At 54.0% G+C, this 16,930-nt stretch carries 13 protein-coding genes; 6 read left to right on the plus strand and 7 right to left on the minus strand.

Features of this window, described 5'->3' with window-relative positions; genetic code table 11:
• Positions 1-72: 72 nt before the first annotated feature.
• The 3 genes from copA to ybaK all read left to right on the plus strand — a co-directional run bounded on the left by copA (position 73) and on the right by ybaK (position 4,251).
• Positions 73-2,574: a copper-exporting P-type ATPase CopA gene (gene copA, locus HV311_RS18360; RefSeq protein WP_016155883.1), complete on the plus strand. Its 2,502-nt coding sequence runs from the start codon at positions 73-75 to the stop codon at positions 2,572-2,574.
• A 202-nt stretch (positions 2,575-2,776) separates the two neighbouring features.
• On the plus strand, positions 2,777-3,571 hold the full coding sequence (locus tag HV311_RS18365) for a TraB/GumN family protein (RefSeq protein WP_191220282.1): 795 nt from the start codon (positions 2,777-2,779) through the stop codon (positions 3,569-3,571).
• A gap of 200 nt (positions 3,572-3,771) precedes the next feature.
• On the plus strand, positions 3,772-4,251 hold the full coding sequence (ybaK, locus tag HV311_RS18370) for a Cys-tRNA(Pro)/Cys-tRNA(Cys) deacylase YbaK (protein WP_016152092.1): 480 nt from the start codon (positions 3,772-3,774) through the stop codon (positions 4,249-4,251).
• Positions 4,252-4,432: 181 nt separating this feature from the next.
• Here ybaK and ushA read toward each other — a convergent pair whose 3' ends face one another.
• Entirely contained in the window at positions 4,433-6,085 is a 1,653-nt protein-coding gene (gene ushA / locus HV311_RS18375; protein ID WP_191220283.1) for a bifunctional UDP-sugar hydrolase/5'-nucleotidase UshA, read from the minus strand.
• A gap of 297 nt (positions 6,086-6,382) precedes the next feature.
• Between ushA and fsr the strand changes: the two genes are divergently transcribed.
• Together fsr and ybaL are read left to right on the plus strand one after the other, a co-directional pair.
• Positions 6,383-7,603: a fosmidomycin MFS transporter gene (gene fsr, locus HV311_RS18380; RefSeq protein ID WP_016155879.1), complete on the plus strand. Its 1,221-nt coding sequence runs from the start codon at positions 6,383-6,385 to the stop codon at positions 7,601-7,603.
• A 224-nt stretch (positions 7,604-7,827) separates the two neighbouring features.
• Entirely contained in the window at positions 7,828-9,507 is a 1,680-nt protein-coding gene (ybaL, locus tag HV311_RS18385; protein ID WP_016152087.1) for a YbaL family putative K(+) efflux transporter, read from the plus strand.
• A 45-nt stretch (positions 9,508-9,552) separates the two neighbouring features.
• Here the strand turns inward: ybaL and gsk are convergent, their stop codons facing one another.
• Positions 9,553-10,857 carry an inosine/guanosine kinase gene (gene gsk, locus HV311_RS18390; protein ID WP_016152086.1) on the minus strand — a complete coding sequence of 435 codons (1,305 nt, stop codon included), beginning with the start codon at positions 10,855-10,857 and terminating at the stop codon, positions 9,553-9,555.
• Positions 10,858-11,009: 152 nt separating this feature from the next.
• Here gsk and aes point away from each other — a divergent pair, with 152 nt between their 5' ends.
• Positions 11,010-11,969 (plus strand): acetyl esterase, encoded by a 960-nt coding sequence (gene aes, locus HV311_RS18395; protein ID WP_191220284.1) that lies wholly within the window; start codon positions 11,010-11,012, stop codon positions 11,967-11,969.
• On the opposite strand, the gene hemH is transcribed toward aes, so the two are convergent.
• From hemH to HV311_RS18420, 5 genes are all read right to left on the minus strand, one after another.
• A complete protein-coding gene (gene hemH / locus HV311_RS18400) occupies positions 11,966-12,928 on the minus strand; it encodes a ferrochelatase (RefSeq protein ID WP_016152084.1) in 963 nt (320 codons plus the stop codon). The two genes, aes and hemH, sit on opposite strands and share 4 nt — an antisense overlap.
• A gap of 180 nt (positions 12,929-13,108) precedes the next feature.
• On the minus strand, positions 13,109-13,753 hold the full coding sequence (gene adk / locus HV311_RS18405; protein WP_003021773.1) for an adenylate kinase: 645 nt from the start codon (positions 13,751-13,753) through the stop codon (positions 13,109-13,111).
• A gap of 232 nt (positions 13,754-13,985) precedes the next feature.
• Positions 13,986-15,860: a molecular chaperone HtpG gene (htpG, locus tag HV311_RS18410; protein ID WP_016152083.1), complete on the minus strand. Its 1,875-nt coding sequence runs from the start codon at positions 15,858-15,860 to the stop codon at positions 13,986-13,988.
• A gap of 110 nt (positions 15,861-15,970) precedes the next feature.
• Entirely contained in the window at positions 15,971-16,576 is a 606-nt protein-coding gene (gene recR, locus HV311_RS18415; protein ID WP_016152082.1) for a recombination mediator RecR, read from the minus strand.
• The gene (locus tag HV311_RS18420; protein ID WP_003021764.1) at positions 16,576-16,905 is read right to left on the minus strand and encodes a YbaB/EbfC family nucleoid-associated protein; all 330 of its coding nucleotides are present in this window, start codon (positions 16,903-16,905) and stop codon (positions 16,576-16,578) included. The genes recR and HV311_RS18420 overlap by 1 nt, the downstream gene beginning before the upstream one ends.
• Between the last annotated feature and the right edge of the window lie 25 nt (positions 16,906-16,930).

A 16,930-nucleotide genomic window follows, 5' to 3' on the forward strand; every position in this document is an offset into this window, starting at 1 on the left:
CCTTGACCTTCCCCTTGCTGGAAGGTTTAACCTTTATCACAGTCAGTTAATCCTGCAAAAAAGGAGTTGGTTATGTCTCAAACAATCGATCTAACCCTAGACGGCCTGTCCTGTGGTCACTGCGTAAAACGCGTTAAAGAAAGTCTGGAACAACGTCCGGACGTTGAGCAAGCGGATGTCACCGTGACAGAAGCGCATGTTACCGGGAGCGCCAGCGCAGAAGCGCTGATTGAAACCATCAAACAAGCCGGTTACGGCGCGGAGTTAAGCCACCCAAAGGCTAAACCGCTGACGGAGTCATCAATCCCGTCGGAAGCACTGGCAGCGGTCCCTTCCGAGCTTCCGGCAGCTACGGCTGATGATGACAGCCAACAGTTGCTGTTAAACGGCATGAGCTGCGCCAGTTGTGTGACCCGCGTACAAAATGCATTGCAAAGTGTACCGGGCGTCACGCAGGCACGGGTAAACCTGGCGGAACGCACTGCGCTGGTAATGGGCAGTGCCTCCGCCGCAGATTTAGTACAGGCGGTTGAAAAAGCGGGCTACGGCGCAGAAGCGATTGAAGATGATGCTAAGCGTCGCGAGCGTCAGCAAGAAACCGCCGTGGCAACCATGAAACGTTTTCGCTGGCAGGCAGCCGTCGCGCTGCTCCTGGGTATCCCGGTGATGGTATGGGGCATGATTGGCGACAACATGATGGTGAGCGACGACAACCGCAGCCTGTGGCTGATGATTGGTCTGGCAACGCTTGCCGTGATGGTTTTCGCGGGCGGTCACTTTTACCGCAATGCGTGGAAAAGCCTGATGAACGGTACCGCGACCATGGATACGTTGGTGGCGCTGGGTACGGGGGTGGCATGGCTCTATTCCATGAGCGTCAACCTCTGGCCGCAATGGTTCCCGATGGAGGCACGACACCTCTATTATGAAGCCAGTGCCATGATTATCGGTCTGATTAACCTCGGACACATGCTGGAAGCGCGGGCTCGCCAACGCTCGTCTAAAGCACTAGAAAAACTGCTCGATCTGACACCGCCGACCGCACGCGTCGTCACTGACGAAGGTGAAAAGAACGTGCCGCTGGCAGAGGTGCAGGCTGGAATGTTACTGCGCCTGACCACCGGCGACCGCGTTCCGGTTGATGGCGAAATCACTCAGGGTGAAGCCTGGCTGGATGAGGCCATGCTGACCGGTGAGCCTATTCCACAGCAAAAAGGTGCAGGCGATAGCGTCCACGCCGGTACGGTCGTACAGGACGGTAGCGTGCTGTTCCGCGCCAGCGCTGTTGGCAGTCACACCACGCTGTCACGCATTATTCGTATGGTGCGCCAGGCGCAAAGCAGCAAACCGGAAATTGGCAAACTGGCCGACCGCATCTCCTCGGTGTTCGTTCCGGTCGTGGTCGCTATTGCGCTGGTCAGTGCGGCTATCTGGTATTTCTTTGGACCGGCGCCGCAGATTGTCTATACGCTGGTAATCGCCACCACCGTCCTGATTATTGCCTGCCCTTGTGCGCTGGGTCTGGCAACGCCGATGTCGATTATTTCCGGCGTCGGGCGTGCCGCTGAATTTGGGGTGCTGGTACGTGATGCCGATGCGCTGCAGCGCGCCAGCACGCTCGATACCATCGTGTTTGATAAAACCGGGACGCTAACTGAAGGCAAACCACAGGTTGTCGCCATCAAAACGTTTGGCAATACCGACGAAGCGCTGGCAATTCGTCTGGCAGCGGCCCTTGAACAGGGTTCCAGCCACCCGTTAGCCAGGGCGATTCTGGACAAAGCAGGTGATGTCACGCTGCCGCAGGTCAACGGTTTCCGTACGCTGCGCGGTTTAGGCGTCAGTGGCGAAACGGAAGGTCATTCGCTGCTGCTGGGAAACCAGGCGCTGCTCAATGAACAGCAGGTAGATACCACTGAAATGGAGGCTGAAATCACCGCTCAGGCTTCCCAAGGCTCAACCCCAGTACTGTTAGCGATTGACGGTAAAGCGGCAGCGCTGTTAGCGGTACGTGATCCTCTGCGTAGCGACAGCGTGGCAGCACTCCAGCGTCTGCACCGCGCCGGGTATCGTCTGGTGATGCTCACCGGCGACAACCCAACGACCGCCAACGCCATTGCCAAAGAGGCGGGTATTGATGAGGTGATTGCTGGCGTTCTGCCGGACGGTAAAGCCGAGGCGATTAAACGTCTGCAGAGCCAGGGGCGTCAGGTTGCCATGGTCGGTGACGGTATCAACGATGCGCCTGCGCTGGCTCAGGCTGATGTAGGGATTGCCATGGGTGGTGGCAGCGATGTGGCGATTGAAACCGCCGCGATTACGCTGATGCGCCATAGCCTGATGGGCGTTGCAGATGCGCTGTCTATCTCCCGGGCAACGCTGCGTAATATGAAGCAGAACCTGCTCGGCGCGTTTATCTATAACAGCATCGGTATCCCCGTTGCCGCCGGGATTTTGTGGCCGTTCACCGGAACACTGCTCAACCCGGTCGTTGCCGGGGCGGCGATGGCGCTCTCCTCCATTACCGTGGTGAGCAACGCTAATCGACTGCTGCGCTTCAAACCTAAAGAGTAAGCCTTTACCGGATGTCGCTCTGAACGGAGCCCCAAATCATTCGCGTTGCCTCAAAGCTGCAAGTATAAAAACCCCAGGAGCATAGCCAACTATGTGACTGGGGTTTTTGCTCGCTGCCAATAAAGAGGCGGAGGGAATGATGAAGTGTATTTGCACCTTCCAGGACCACGCGCTAGCATGGAAGTCTACTTAGGGAGGCCGTATGGATCTGTTGTACCGGGTAAAATCATTTTTCACCGCGCTACGCGGCAACCACTATACCTGGCCTGCCATCGACATCTCCTTGCCCGAAAACCGCCATTTTCATCTGATTGGCAGTATTCACATGGGCAGCCGCGATATGGCGCCTCTGCCTGCCAAATTACTCAAAAAGCTCCAGCGTGCCGATGCGCTCATTGTCGAAGCCGATGTTTCCGGCGACGACGCGCCGTTTGCCAACCTTCCGACCTTTACCGCACTGGAAGAGCGCATCAGCCCAGAGCTGCTAGATAATCTGCACAAAGTCACCGACGAGCTGGGTATTTCCCCTTCCCTGCTGTCTACCCAGCCGCTGTGGCAAATCGCCATGGTCTTGCAGGCAACGCAGGCGCAGCAGTTGGGGTTGCGGGCAGAATACGGCATTGATTACCAACTTCTGAATGCGGCAAAACAGGTGCATAAACCCATAATCGAGCTGGAAGGCGCATCCAGCCAAATCGAGCTGTTGTGTCAGTTACCCGATAACGGACTGGCTCTACTGGACGATACCCTGACGCACTGGCATACCAATGCCAGACTGCTACAACAGATGATGGGCTGGTGGCTTAAAACGCCGCCACGCAATAGCGAACTCACTCTACCCAATACTTTTAGCCAGTCGCTGTATGACGTTTTAATGCATCAGCGTAATGCGGCCTGGCGCGATCGACTCAGGGCGATGCCTGCCGGGCACTATGTCGTGGCCGTTGGCGCGCTGCATTTGTATGGAGAAGGAAATTTGCCGGAGATGTTACGGTAAAAAAATGGCCAATATTGCTATTGGCCCGTCAAAGAGGAATTTCATCATTATTATGATCCCGACGCTTAAAGCATCGGTGTAGTTCGATTGTCGCTCAAAGTCATCATCCTGCCAACACTATTGCGCAAGATGGTACTATTTTTTAGACAGACATCAGGCGTATGCTTGTGTCGTATTTTGTCTGGGCCAGGAAAATTGCTATGACACCCGCCGTTAAATTACTCGAAAAAAACAAAATTTCTTTCCAGATCCACACCTACGATCACGATCCGTCCGAGACGAACTTTGGTGACGAAGTGGTACGCAAGTTAGGTCTGAATGCGGACCAGGTCTACAAAACGCTACTGGTTGCCGTGAATGGCGATATGAAGCACCTGGCGGTTGCCGTTACGCCGGTAGCCGGTCAACTGGATCTCAAAAAAGTCGCCAGGGCGTTGGGAGCCAAAAAGGTCGATATGGCCGATCCGATGATCGCGCAGCGAACCACCGGGTATCTGGTAGGCGGCATCAGCCCGCTGGGGCAGAAAAAAAGATTGCCAACGCTCATCGACGCTCCCGCCCAGACGTTTGACACCATTTATGTGTCCGGCGGCAAACGCGGGCTGGATATTGAACTGGCAGCGGGCGATTTGGCGAAAATTCTGGATGCGAAATTCGCCGATATCGCACGCCGTGATTAATTGTCTTTTGCCCGGTGATACGGCGATTGAGCCTACTGCGATTACAGGGTGTGATTGGTGAAGACAGTTTGGACTCGGCCAGCGCGCAGGTACCGGAGCATAGAGGTAATAAGTAGGATTATTGGGCCGCCATGAAGGGCGGCCCGGAGGAGCGGATAAAATGATGCCCCAAATTGCCCTGTTACTGCCAGCTTACCTCGCCCTTCGGCTCATACGCACCGGCATCGAGCGGTGAGTTCTTCTGCACGTACTCTTTCAGCACTTCCGCATCAATAAACCCGGTATTTACATAGCCAGGCTTGTTATCAATTCGCGGATAGCCATCGCCGCCGGTGGCATTGAAGCTCAGCGTTGCCATGCGATAGGTTTTGGCTGGATCAACGGGTTCGCCTTTAATTTTCAAATCGTTAAGCTTGCCGTCTTTCGCCACGAAGCTGACATTGGCAAACTGCGGATAGGCCCCGGAATCCGGCTTCATTTGCGCCACGGCGGTCAGATAGTCAATCACCTCTTTCCCGCTCATGTCGGCGTACACCACGATGTTACCGAACGGCTGCACTTTCAGTACGCTCTTATAGGTGATATCACCGCCTTCGATGGAGTCACGGATACCGCCGCCGCTCATCACGCCAAAATCAGCGCTGGTTCGCGCCATTTGCGCAGCCAGCAGTAAATGCCCCATGTTGGTCTGTACGAAACGGACTTTGCTACGGTCGCCTTCGAGGCGCGCATTGACGCTACCAATTTTCACATCGAGCTGCGCTTTACCTTTATTCTGGAACGGCGTCAGCAGAGAAAGCATTTGCTGATTTTCTGCAATTTCCGGGGTGTAGAGTACGCGCTCACTTTTACCGTTGTCCCAGGTCACTTTTTTCTTCAGGTTGACGGGGATGAGCTGGTAGTTAACCATTTTCATTTCGCCATTGCGGAACTCAAAGTCCGCCCGCCCCACATATTTCCCCCACTCATGCGCCTGCACAATCCAGATCCCGTTTTGCTTGTCTGGCGCACACGGCGTACCCGGTACGTAATCAACCTGCTTCTTGTTTTCCGCGGCCATACATACCGGATCCTGCGAGTGCCCCCCCACAATCATTGCCAGCGATCCCGCCGGCAGGCTGCGCGCCATTTCTACGTCGCCAGGCGCGTTCGAGCCGTGATTGCCATTGTCATAATGTCCCATATGGGTGGTCGCAATAATGATGTCCGGCTTTTCCCCCATGTTCAGTTCCTGGATAACCAGTTTGGCTTCATCAGCAGGTTTACGGAACTCAATATCGGTAAAGAACTCTGGGTTGCCAATTTTCGCCGTATCGTCAGTGGTTAAACCGAGTATGGCAATTTTTAAATCCTGACGCTTAAAGATGGCCCACGGCTTAAACAAACGCTCGCCGGTGCTTTTCTGATAGATATTGGCCGAGAGAAACGGGAATTTGGACCATTTTTCCTGCTGGCGCAATACGCTAAGCGGATTATCAAACTCGTGGTTTCCGACCGCCATCGCATCATAGCCAATCAGGTTCATTCCGCGAAAATCAGGTTCCGCATCCTGCAGATCAGACTCCGGTACGCCGGTATTAATGTCGCCACCGGAAAGCAGCAGTACACTGCCCCCTTCCTCAGCCACCTCTTTACGAATACCGTCCACCAGCGTTTTTTGTGCCGCCAGCCCGTATTCACCGTATTCGCTGCGCCAGAAGTGACCGTGATGATCGTTGGTATGCAGAATGGTAATTTTGTAGGTTTTATCTTTTTCGTACGCCTGTGCAGGTTGACCTGCCAGCGCAAATGCGGCTAATAACGCCAGCGCCACGCCCCGTTTTAAAAACTTCATATTTCACTCCCTGACTCAATATCAACCGCCATACCCGTTATCCTTCAAATTACATGTGCGTTGGCTGCGCTCACTTCCCCCTGTCGCTTATGCAGTAAGCTCCTGGGACTCTCGCGTTTGCCGCCTACCTGTAAGTCGAATTAGTTCGGGCATAAAATTACAGCTACTGAAAATAATAGCCGAAAATGTTTTCAGAAATGAGACTTCCTTCAAACACCTTCCGCAGGTATGTTAGTCAGGTAATAATAACAAATTAGATTACCCTCATAATCGCAACCCAAACAGAAGTGACTTTCTATGGCAATAAGTGAACCAACCCAGCCAGTGGCTGGCGCGTCAGCGTCGGTTGCTAAAGCACGCACCTCATTTGGCATTTTAGGGGCAATCAGCCTCTCCCATCTGCTAAACGATATGATCCAGTCGCTGATCCTGGCGATTTATCCGCTATTGCAGTCAGAGTTCTCGCTGACGTTTATGCAGATAGGGATGATTACCCTGACCTTCCAGCTTGCTTCCTCACTGCTGCAACCGGTTGTGGGTTACTGGACGGATAAATACCCGATGCCGTGGTCGCTGCCCATTGGGATGTGCTTCACGCTGAGTGGGCTTGTTTTACTGGCCATGGCCGGCAGTTTCCATATGGTCCTGCTCGCCGCGGCGCTGGTTGGTACCGGCTCTTCGGTATTTCACCCGGAATCATCCCGCGTGGCGCGAATGGCCTCCGGCGGTCGTCACGGTCTTGCCCAGTCAATTTTCCAGGTTGGTGGCAACTTTGGTAGCTCTCTGGGACCGTTACTGGCTGCTGTCATCATCGCGCCATATGGTAAGGGTAATGTGGCCTGGTTTGTGCTGGCTGCGTTATTAGCGATTGTCGTTCTGGCGCAAATCAGCCGTTGGTATGCTGCGCAGCACCGGATGAGTAAAGGAAAACCGAAAGTCGCCATCGTGAATCCGTTACCACGGAATAAAGTGGTACTGGCGGTAAGCATCCTGCTGGTGCTGATTTTCTCCAAATACTTCTATATGGCGAGCATCAGCAGCTATTACACCTTTTATCTGATGCAAAAATTCGGATTATCGGTACAAAATGCCCAGTTTCACCTGTTTGCCTTCCTGTTTGCCGTCGCAGCCGGGACGGTGATTGGTGGACCATTGGGCGATAAAATTGGCAGAAAATATGTTATTTGGGGCTCTATCCTCGGCGTAGCACCCTTTACCCTCTTTTTACCCTACGCAACGCTGGAATGGACCGGGATTTTAACCGTGATCATTGGTTTTATCCTCGCATCGGCGTTTTCTGCCATTCTGGTCTACGCGCAGGAACTGCTTCCTGGCCGTATCGGCATGGTTTCTGGGCTATTTTTCGGTTTTGCCTTCGGCATGGGCGGCTTGGGAGCCGCGGTGTTAGGGCTGATTGCCGACCATACCAGCATCGATTTGGTCTACAAAATATGTGCTTTCCTGCCACTACTGGGGATACTGACCATATTCTTACCTGATAACCGACATAAAGCGTGATTTCCTGACGGCCAAAAGTAAATTTTGGCCGTCAGACTTACAGCAGCCATCAGCCTTTGCCTCTCACATACCGCTGTACTTTTCCGATCCGTGCTTTTTTACGTCTAAAATCCTATTTTCATCAAAATTCAATAATTATTCACAAACAAAAACATCAAAATTGTCATAAACTATTACTCGTCGTTTGAGTTTTCAGGATTATCACAGCAACCAAAGGAGACGGAATGCATCACGCCACCCCGCTTATCACCACCATTGTCGGCGGCCTTGTGCTCGCTTTTATATTAGGCATGATTGCCAATAAACTACGTATTTCTCCTCTGGTGGGATATCTGTTAGCGGGCGTTCTGGCCGGTCCATTTACACCTGGTTTTGTTGCTGATACCAAGCTAGCGCCTGAACTGGCCGAGCTTGGCGTAATCCTGCTGATGTTCGGCGTGGGGCTGCACTTTTCGCTGAAGGATTTGATGGCGGTAAAGTCTATCGCCATTCCCGGCGCGATTGCCCAGATAGCGGTGGCAACGCTGCTGGGCATGGCGCTTTCAGCGGTGATGGGCTGGTCGCTGATGGTAGGGATCGTGTTTGGTCTGTGTCTTTCAACCGCCAGTACCGTGGTGCTATTGCGTGCGCTTGAAGAAAGGCAGCTCATTGACAGTCAGCGCGGGCAAATCGCCATTGGCTGGCTGATTGTCGAAGACCTGATGATGGTGCTGACGCTGGTTCTCCTGCCAGCCGTCGCTGGAATGCTGGAAAAAGAAGATGTCGGCTTTGCCTCGCTGGCCGTAGATATGGGCATTACCATCGGTAAGGTGGTGGCGTTTATCGCAATTATGATGCTGGTCGGTCGTCGCCTGGTACCGTGGATTATGGCCCGTAGCGCCGCAACCGGCTCACGCGAACTGTTTACCCTGTCAGTCCTCGCCCTCGCATTAGGTATCGCATTTGGCGCAGTGGAGCTGTTCGATGTCTCCTTTGCACTGGGGGCATTCTTCGCCGGCATGGTGCTGAACGAATCTGAACTGAGTCACCGTGCGGCGCATGACACCCTGCCGCTGCGCGATGCGTTCGCCGTACTGTTCTTCGTTTCCGTCGGGATGCTCTTTGATCCCATGATTCTGATTCAGCAGCCGCTGGCGGTACTGGGCACGCTGGCGATTATCATCTTTGGTAAATCCCTTGCCGCCTATTTCCTGGTGCGCCTGTTTGGTCACTCCCAACGCACAGCGCTCACCATTGCCACCAGCCTGGCGCAGATTGGTGAATTTGCCTTTATCCTGGCGGGTCTGGGCATGGCGTTAAACCTGCTGCCGCAGGCCGGACAGAATCTGGTGCTGGCGGGGGCGATCCTGTCTATCATGCTTAACCCGGTGCTGTTCGCGGTGTTAGAAAAATATCTCGCCAAAACAGAAACGCTGGAAGAACAGACGCTGGAAGAGGCTATTGAAGAAGAGAAGCAAATTCCGGTGGATATCTGCAATCACGCCCTGCTGGTTGGCTTTGGGCGCGTCGGTAGCCTGCTGGGCGAGAAATTGATGGCTGCGGGGATCCCGCTGGTAGTTATCGAAACCTCACGCACCCGAGTGGATGAACTGCGCGAGCGCGGGATCCGCGCGGTGCTGGGAAATGCCGCCAACGAAGAAATTATGAATCTGGCGCATCTGGATTGCGCACGCTGGCTGCTGCTGACTATTCCCAATGGCTATGAAGCGGGTGAAATTGTCGCTTCAGCACGCGAGAAGTGCCCGTCGATTGAAATTATCGCCCGCGCGCATTATGACGACGAGGTGGAGTACATTACCGAACGCGGCGCCAATCAGGTCGTCATGGGTGAGCGTGAAATCGCCCGTACCATGCTGGAGCTGATTGAAACGCCGCCTGCTGGTGAGGTGGTCGTTACAGGCTGATGTCGTTGCCGGATGACGCTATCGCTTATCCGGCATGTGCATTATTTAACGATCCCAGTACGACTCTTCGAGGCTATCTTCGCGTTCCGGCAAACCGCGCGTCAGGCGCGGGGAATGCTGGTTCAGCACCTGATAACTCACGCGATTCGCATATTTACACACCTGGGCTAACGACGAATAGGTCAGCCAGGTGAACTTGTGCTTGCTGGAGTTAGGCACGTTGCTGCGGTGATAGCTGTTAGCGGTAATATCATGCAGTAATGCCGCCAGCGCGCCGTCACCAGCGCCGTTGGTATTCATGATCTTCTCTGGGCCGCCCATATACGGCGCGATGTGCGAATACACACGCAGCGGATTAGTACAATCTTTATGGCGCATGGCGCGGCTAAACTCGTACTGGTTGAATTCGGCAATGGCCCCAGGCAGCAGCGGATGCTGGGTTTTACGTTTGACTTCTTCTTCCGTAAAGCCCGCCATATAAAGACCCGCCGGACCCGCTGTGCACAGCACCAGATCCACCCAATCCAGCGCCTTGTCGGACGCCAGCAGCGGATCGTTTTCGCCGGTCAGCGCTTCGGCCTCTTCTTCATTCATCGCCAGAATTGAGACATGCTCTTTCAGGAATGCCTGCCACCACTGCGGATTATCGGCAATGACAAATTTGGTGCCCAGCGTCAGTACCACCGGTACATTGTGTTTTTTAGCAAATTCGATCGCCTTCATGGTCGCTTCCGGCATTGGCTCGCCCGGCTCGCAGCGCACCAGATAGGACGTCAGCACCAGCGCGGACGCTCCGGCAATCACCGATTCAGGGATGCTATCCGCCCGCAGCTTGTTCATATGCCCAGGGCTGATTGCAAAGGTACGCTCACCGGACTCGCCAATCAGCGTAAAGCAGCGACCAATCGGTCCATCTACGCCCTGCAGGTAGTTCAGATCGGTACGACTGGAGGTATTGCATAAATAGCGGTACGCATAGCTGCCAATCTCGATATTGCTGCACATCACACCCAGCAGCACCGAGCGGTCATCCGCCAGCACGGAGTAGTTGTGCATCGTATTACCGATAGTACCGCCCGCAAACTGATGGGTGATCAAATTTTCACGCACCAGTTCCTGGTAGAGCGCTTCAGCGACATCATCTGCAATCACCAGAGAGTGCCCGGCGCTTAATCCATAACGTTTTACAAAGTTATCATCAACTTTGGCTTCAATATCCACCAGCGTCTGGTCAATACCCACCACCCAGGCTGCGCTGGTTTCATTTTCTGGCTGAATTTGTTGCAGCAACGGATCGCGCGCGCTGACGGGGAAATAGTGTTTGGATTTACGTTTACCGGGAAATTTCATGGTCGATTTTACGGGTGGTTAGCTGAGCGATGCATGGTAGCACATTCCCCGCTGCGCATGCGATGCGGCGCTGAGTTTCAATATCGGACGGTGAGATCGCAGTTTATCCGGGATGAATTTCTACAATAACTCACCTTCACAAGGAGCGCTTTATGAAGCCGGAAAACAAGATCCCCGTACTCGACAACATTTCGGATGAAATGAAAAGTGTGGTGAATTTTCATCGCGAAGATTTGCCGCCGTGGCCCGCTGCCGATGACTTTGTGGCCCAGCGTAAACACTACATTCATGAACGGCAGTTGTGGAATGCCGATGCCCCACAGATGAATACCCGAGAATGCGTTATTTCCACCGCATGCGGCCCCGTTGCCACACGAATTTACGCTCCGCAGCCCCATAGCCAGGCGACGCTATATTACCTGCACGGCGGCGGTTTTATTCTCGGTAATCTGGATACCCACGATCGCATTATGCGTTTACTGGCGCGCTATACGCAGTGCACAATAATTGGCATCGACTATTCGCTTGCGCCAGAGGCCCGCTACCCGCAAGCCATCGAAGAGATTGTCGCCGTCTGTCAGTACTTTTATCAGCACGCTGGCGATTATTCCCTTAATGTGAATCATATTGGTTTTGCGGGCGATTCCGCCGGGGCCATGCTGGCGCTTGCCAGCGCGTTGTGGTTGCGGGATAAACACATTGCCTGCGGCAAGGTGGCTGGCGTGCTGTTGTGGTATGGGCTTTACGGCCTGCAGGATTCACTGAGCCGACGGCTAATGGGCGGAGCCTGGGATGGTTTAACTCGCGAGGATCTGCTGATGTACGAAAACGCGTACCTGCGTAGCGCCGACGATCGCGAGTCACCATACTATTGCCTGTTTAATAACGACCTGACGCGCGACGTACCGCCGTGTTTTATCGCCGGTGCGGAGTTTGATCCGCTGATTGACGATAGCCGCTTATTATTCCAGACGCTACAGGCGCATCAGCAGCCCTGCCAGTACAAAATGTACCCCGGCACGTTGCACGCCTTCCTGCACTATTCGCGGATGATGAAAACCGCCGACGATGCGTTACGGGAGGGCGCGCGTTACTTCAGAGCGCAGCTTTAACGGTAGGCTGCGGTCAGTTTAACCATCATTTCGATATGTTCCGGTGTGGCATTCAGCGCCGGAATATACTCATATTGCTTACCACCAGCCTCAAGGAAAATCTCCCGGTTTTGCACCGCTATCTCTTCCAGCGTTTCGAGACAATCAGCCGCGAAGCCCGGACACATGACCTGGATATGTCGGGTCCCTTTCTCCGCCAGCATTTTTAACGTTTCATCGGTATATGGCGTCAACCACGGTTCACGGCCAAAACGAGACTGGAAGGTCATCATCACTTTTTCCGGCGGCAAGCCAAGCGCAGAAACCAGCTCACGAGTCGTATCGCGACAGCGCTGCGGGTAGTCATCGCCTTCATCGGCGTAGCGCTGCGGAATGCCGTGGTAGGAAAGCAGCAGCAAATCGGGTTCACCATGTTGAGCAAATGAATCACGGGCGCTCTTGGCCAGCGCATCAATGTAGCTGCTGTCATCAGCGTAATCACGAATAAATGAGATGCCAGGAATACTGCGTTTACGCGCTAAGATTCGCGCCAGTTCATCCCAGACTGCCGCCACGGTAGAACAGGAATATTGCGGGTACAGCGGTAACACCACCATGTGTTCAACTCCGCTTGCCAGCAGTTCATCGACCGCGCTTTCAAGCGACGGTGAACCGTAGCTCATCCCCAGCGCGACAGGCGTATTTGGCAGACGTTGTGCCAGCGCCTGCTGTTGCGCCTTACTGTAGACCATCAGCGGGGAACCGTCTTCCATCCAGATTGACTGGTACAGCTTTGCCACGCGTGGCGCACGCAGCGGCAAAATCACACCACGCAGCAACGGCCACCACAGCGCAGGTGACGTATCGACTACGCGTTGATCGCTTAAAAACTGGCGCAGGTAGCGCTTAACGGCTTCGGGGGTTGGGGCATCGGGAGTGCCGAGGTTTGCCAGCAGGATACCGGTTTTCGTCTGACGCATTACCGCCTCTTATCGATTCAAATTGTTGATAATTGTAGCGGAAAAGCGATAAAGAAGAACTAATTGCTGTGAAAGGTAAGACGAGAATTTGCCTGATGGCGCTGCGCTTATCAGGCCTACATAAAATCGTAGGCCGGATAAGGTGTTTACACCGCCATCCGGCATTGACTGCGCTAAAACTTAACCGAGGATTTTTTCCAGCGCTGCGCGAACGTCAGCCACAGCCTGGGTGCCGTCAACTTTCGCGTATTTGGTGTTACCCGCCTGCGCTTCTTTAGAGTAGTAGCCGATCAGCGGAGCGGTCATCTGATGGTATTCCACCAGGCGCTTACGTACGGTCTCTTCCTGATCGTCTTTACGGGTGGTCAGCTCTTCGCCGGTCACGTCGTCTTTGCCTTCAACCTTAGGCGGGTTGAATTTGATGTGGTAAACGCGGCCAGAAGCAGCGTGTACGCGACGACCCACGATACGGTCAACGATCAGCTCGTCCGGAACGTCGAATTCAAGAACGTAGTCCACGTTGATGCCTGCTTCTTTCATGGCATCAGCCTGCGGAATAGTACGCGGGAAGCCATCAAGCAGGAAACCATTACGGCAGTCTTCCTGAGCAATACGCTCTTTTACCAGCGCGATCACCAGCTCATCAGTCACCAGCTTACCGGCGTCCATGATGTCTTTCGCTTGTTTGCCCAGCTCGGAGCCAGATTTCACGGCAGCACGCAGCATATCACCGGTGGAGATTTGCGGAATACCATACTTCTCCATGATGAACTGAGCCTGAGTTCCTTTACCCGCGCCCGGAGCGCCAAGCAGAATGATACGCATTACGAAAATCCCCTTAAAGGTTGTCGATATTTTTTAAAAAGCGCTAAACGATACCACCATCACGCAATTGGCTCAAGGAAGACGCCCGACGCTGAAACGGTTAACGGTGGGAAAATTAAAAATGAGGAGAGAAAATGCCGGATCGCGGTGTAAACACCGTATCCGGCCAGGGATCGACGAGATGGTGTAAGCCGGACACGCGTTAGCATCATCCGGCATTACCTTACGGCTATCAGGACACCAGCAACTGGTTCATACGACGAATGAACTGGTTCGGATCTTCCAGCGTGCCGCGTTCAGCAAACAGCGCCTGATCCAGCAGCAGTTCAACCCACTCTTTGAACTGTGCTTCGTCCTGGGTATCCGCCGTGCGTTTGACCAGCACGTGGTCCGGGTTGAGTTCAAAGATATATTTCACTTCCGGTACGGCCTGGCCGGCAGCAGCGAACAGTTTCGCCATCTGGGTGCTCATTTCGTCCGCATCGGTGGTAACGATGGCCGGCGTGTCGGTCAGACGGTGAGTCAGACGCACTTCTTTTACGCGATCGCCCAGCAGGGTTTTCACGCGCTCAACGAACGGCGTCAGCGCTTTTTCCGCTTCTTTTGCCGATTCGTCAACGTCATCCGCCAGCTTGTCGATGGACTCGTCAGCTTTGGCTACGGACTGGAATGCCTTACCGTCGAACTCGGTCAGGTAGTTCATCATCCACTCATCGATACGGTCAGAAAGCAGCAGCACTTCGATGCCTTTCTTACGCAACAGTTCCAGGTGCGGGCTGCTCTTCGCCGCCGCATAGCTGTCTGCGGTGATGTAGTAGATTTTCTCCTGCCCTTCTTTCATACGCGACACGTAGTCTTCCAGCGACACGGTTTGTGCGGAAGAGTCAGTGTGCGTGGACGCGAAGCGCATCAGCTTAGCGATCGTTTCCTGGTTAGCGTTGTCTTCCGCCGGGCCTTCTTTCAGCACCAGGCCGAACTGTTTCCAGAAGGTCTGGTATTTTTCTGCGTCGTCTTTCGCCAGTTTTTCCAGCATCTGCAGTACGCGTTTGGTCAGCGCGCTACGCAGATTACGGGTGACGGTGCTGTCCTGCAGGATCTCACGAGAAACGTTCAGCGGCAGATCGTTAGAATCTATCAGGCCACGCACAAAGCGCAGGTAATTCGGCATAAACTGCTCGGCGTCGTCCATAATGAACACGCGCTGAACGTACAGTTTCAGACCATGCTTGTGATCGCGGTTCCACATATCCCACGGAGCCTGAGACGGGATGTACAGCAGGCTGGTGTACTCCTGCTTACCTTCCACACGGTTATGACTCCAGGTCAGCGGATCAGTGAAGTCGTGCGCGATATGTTTGTAGAATTCGTTGTACTCGTCGTCTTTGATTTCCGACTTGTTACGGGTCCACAGCGCCTGCGCCTTGTTGATCTTTTCCCAGGAAACTACGGTCTCGCCGTCTTTCTCTTCGGATTTTTCGATCTCTACCGGCAGCGCGATATGGTCGGAATATTTGCTGATGATGGAACGTACGCGCCAGTCATCAAGGAACTCGTCTTCGCCTTCGCGCAGATGCAGCGTGATTTCGGTGCCGCGATCGTCTTTGGTGATGTCGGCAACGGTGTACTCACCTTCACCCGCAGATTCCCAGAACACACCATTTTCCGGTTTATCGCCCGCTGCGCGGGTACGCACGGTGACTTTATCCGCCACGATGAACGCAGAGTAGAAGCCAACCCCGAACTGGCCGATCAACTGGCTGTCTTTCGCCTGATCGGATCCCATGGATTCAAGGAAAGATTTAGTACCGGATTTCGCAATGGTCCCCAGATGATCGATAACGTCATCACGGTTCATCCCCACGCCGTTATCGGCAATGGTCAACGTACGCTTATCTTTATCGAAGGAAACACGCACACGCAGCTCACCGTCACCTTCATACAGGTCCGGGTTAGACAGTGCGCGAAAACGCAGCTTGTCTGCCGCATCCGAGGCGTTAGAGATAAGCTCACGCAGGAAGATTTCTTTATTGGAATACAGAGAATGGATCATCAGGTGCAGAAGCTGTTTTACTTCTGACTGAAAACCACGAGTTTCTTGTCCTTTCATGTAGGTCTACCTCAACAATGCCATTTTCAATGGTAAAAACAGGTTGAGGGTGAAATGGGGACAAGCGGGAAGGATTTCAAGCGGAAGCCGCCGTCGCGGCCTCCGTTTGTTCAGAATTTAATCTTGTGTCGTCCTGCCAGAGAGTGCGACAGCGTGGTGCCATCGACCATTTCCAGCTCGCCACCAACCGGAACGCCATGGGCGATACGGCTGGCTTCAACGTCATATTGCATGCAAAGCTCAGCAATATAGTTGGCGGTCGCCTCTCCTTCGACCGTGGGATTGGTCGCCAGGATCAGTTCGCTGATTTGCTCAGATGCCAGCCGCTGCTCGAGACGATCCAGCCCGATATCATCAGGACCAATACCGTCCAGCGGCGACAGGTGTCCCATCAGCACGAAGTAACGTCCAGAAAATTGCCCGGTTTGCTCAATGGCGTAGATGTCCGCCGGACTCTCCACCACGCAAATCTGACCGTTTTCCTGGCGACGCGGGTTCGAGCAGATGTTGCAGACGTCTTGTTCTGTGAATGTGCGGCAATCGGCACAGTGGCCGATTTCCGACATCGCCTTCGTTAACGCCTGCGCCAGACGCATCCCGCCGCTGCGATCGCGCTGAAGCAGCGTGAACGCCATGCGCTGCGCAGACTTCGGGCCAACGCCCGGCAGACAGCGCAGAGCTTCCATAAGCTGAGTTAACAGCGGGCTGGTTTGCATCAGAACGGCATCTTAAAGCCAGGCGGCAGCTGCATTCCGGAGGAAACAGAGGCCATCTTCTCTTTCTGCGTCTCTTCAATACGGCGCGCGGCGTCGTTGAATGCCGCAGCAACCAAGTCTTCCAGCATCTCTTTGTCGTCTTCCAGCAGGCTTGGATCGATCTCCACACGACGGCAGTTATGCGCGCCGTTGATGGTTACTTTTACCAGACCCGCGCCAGATTCGCCGGTCACTTCCAGCTTGGCGACTTCTTCCTGCATCTGCTGCATTTTTTCTTGCATCTGCTGGGCCTGTTTCATCAGGTTACCCAGACCGCCTTTACCAAACATAGGCTTCTCTCTCAATCACGTTAAG

It is taken from the genome of Citrobacter sp. RHBSTW-00881 (assembly GCF_013728515.1).
Taxonomy (GTDB): Bacteria; Pseudomonadota; Gammaproteobacteria; order Enterobacterales; family Enterobacteriaceae; genus Citrobacter; species Citrobacter braakii.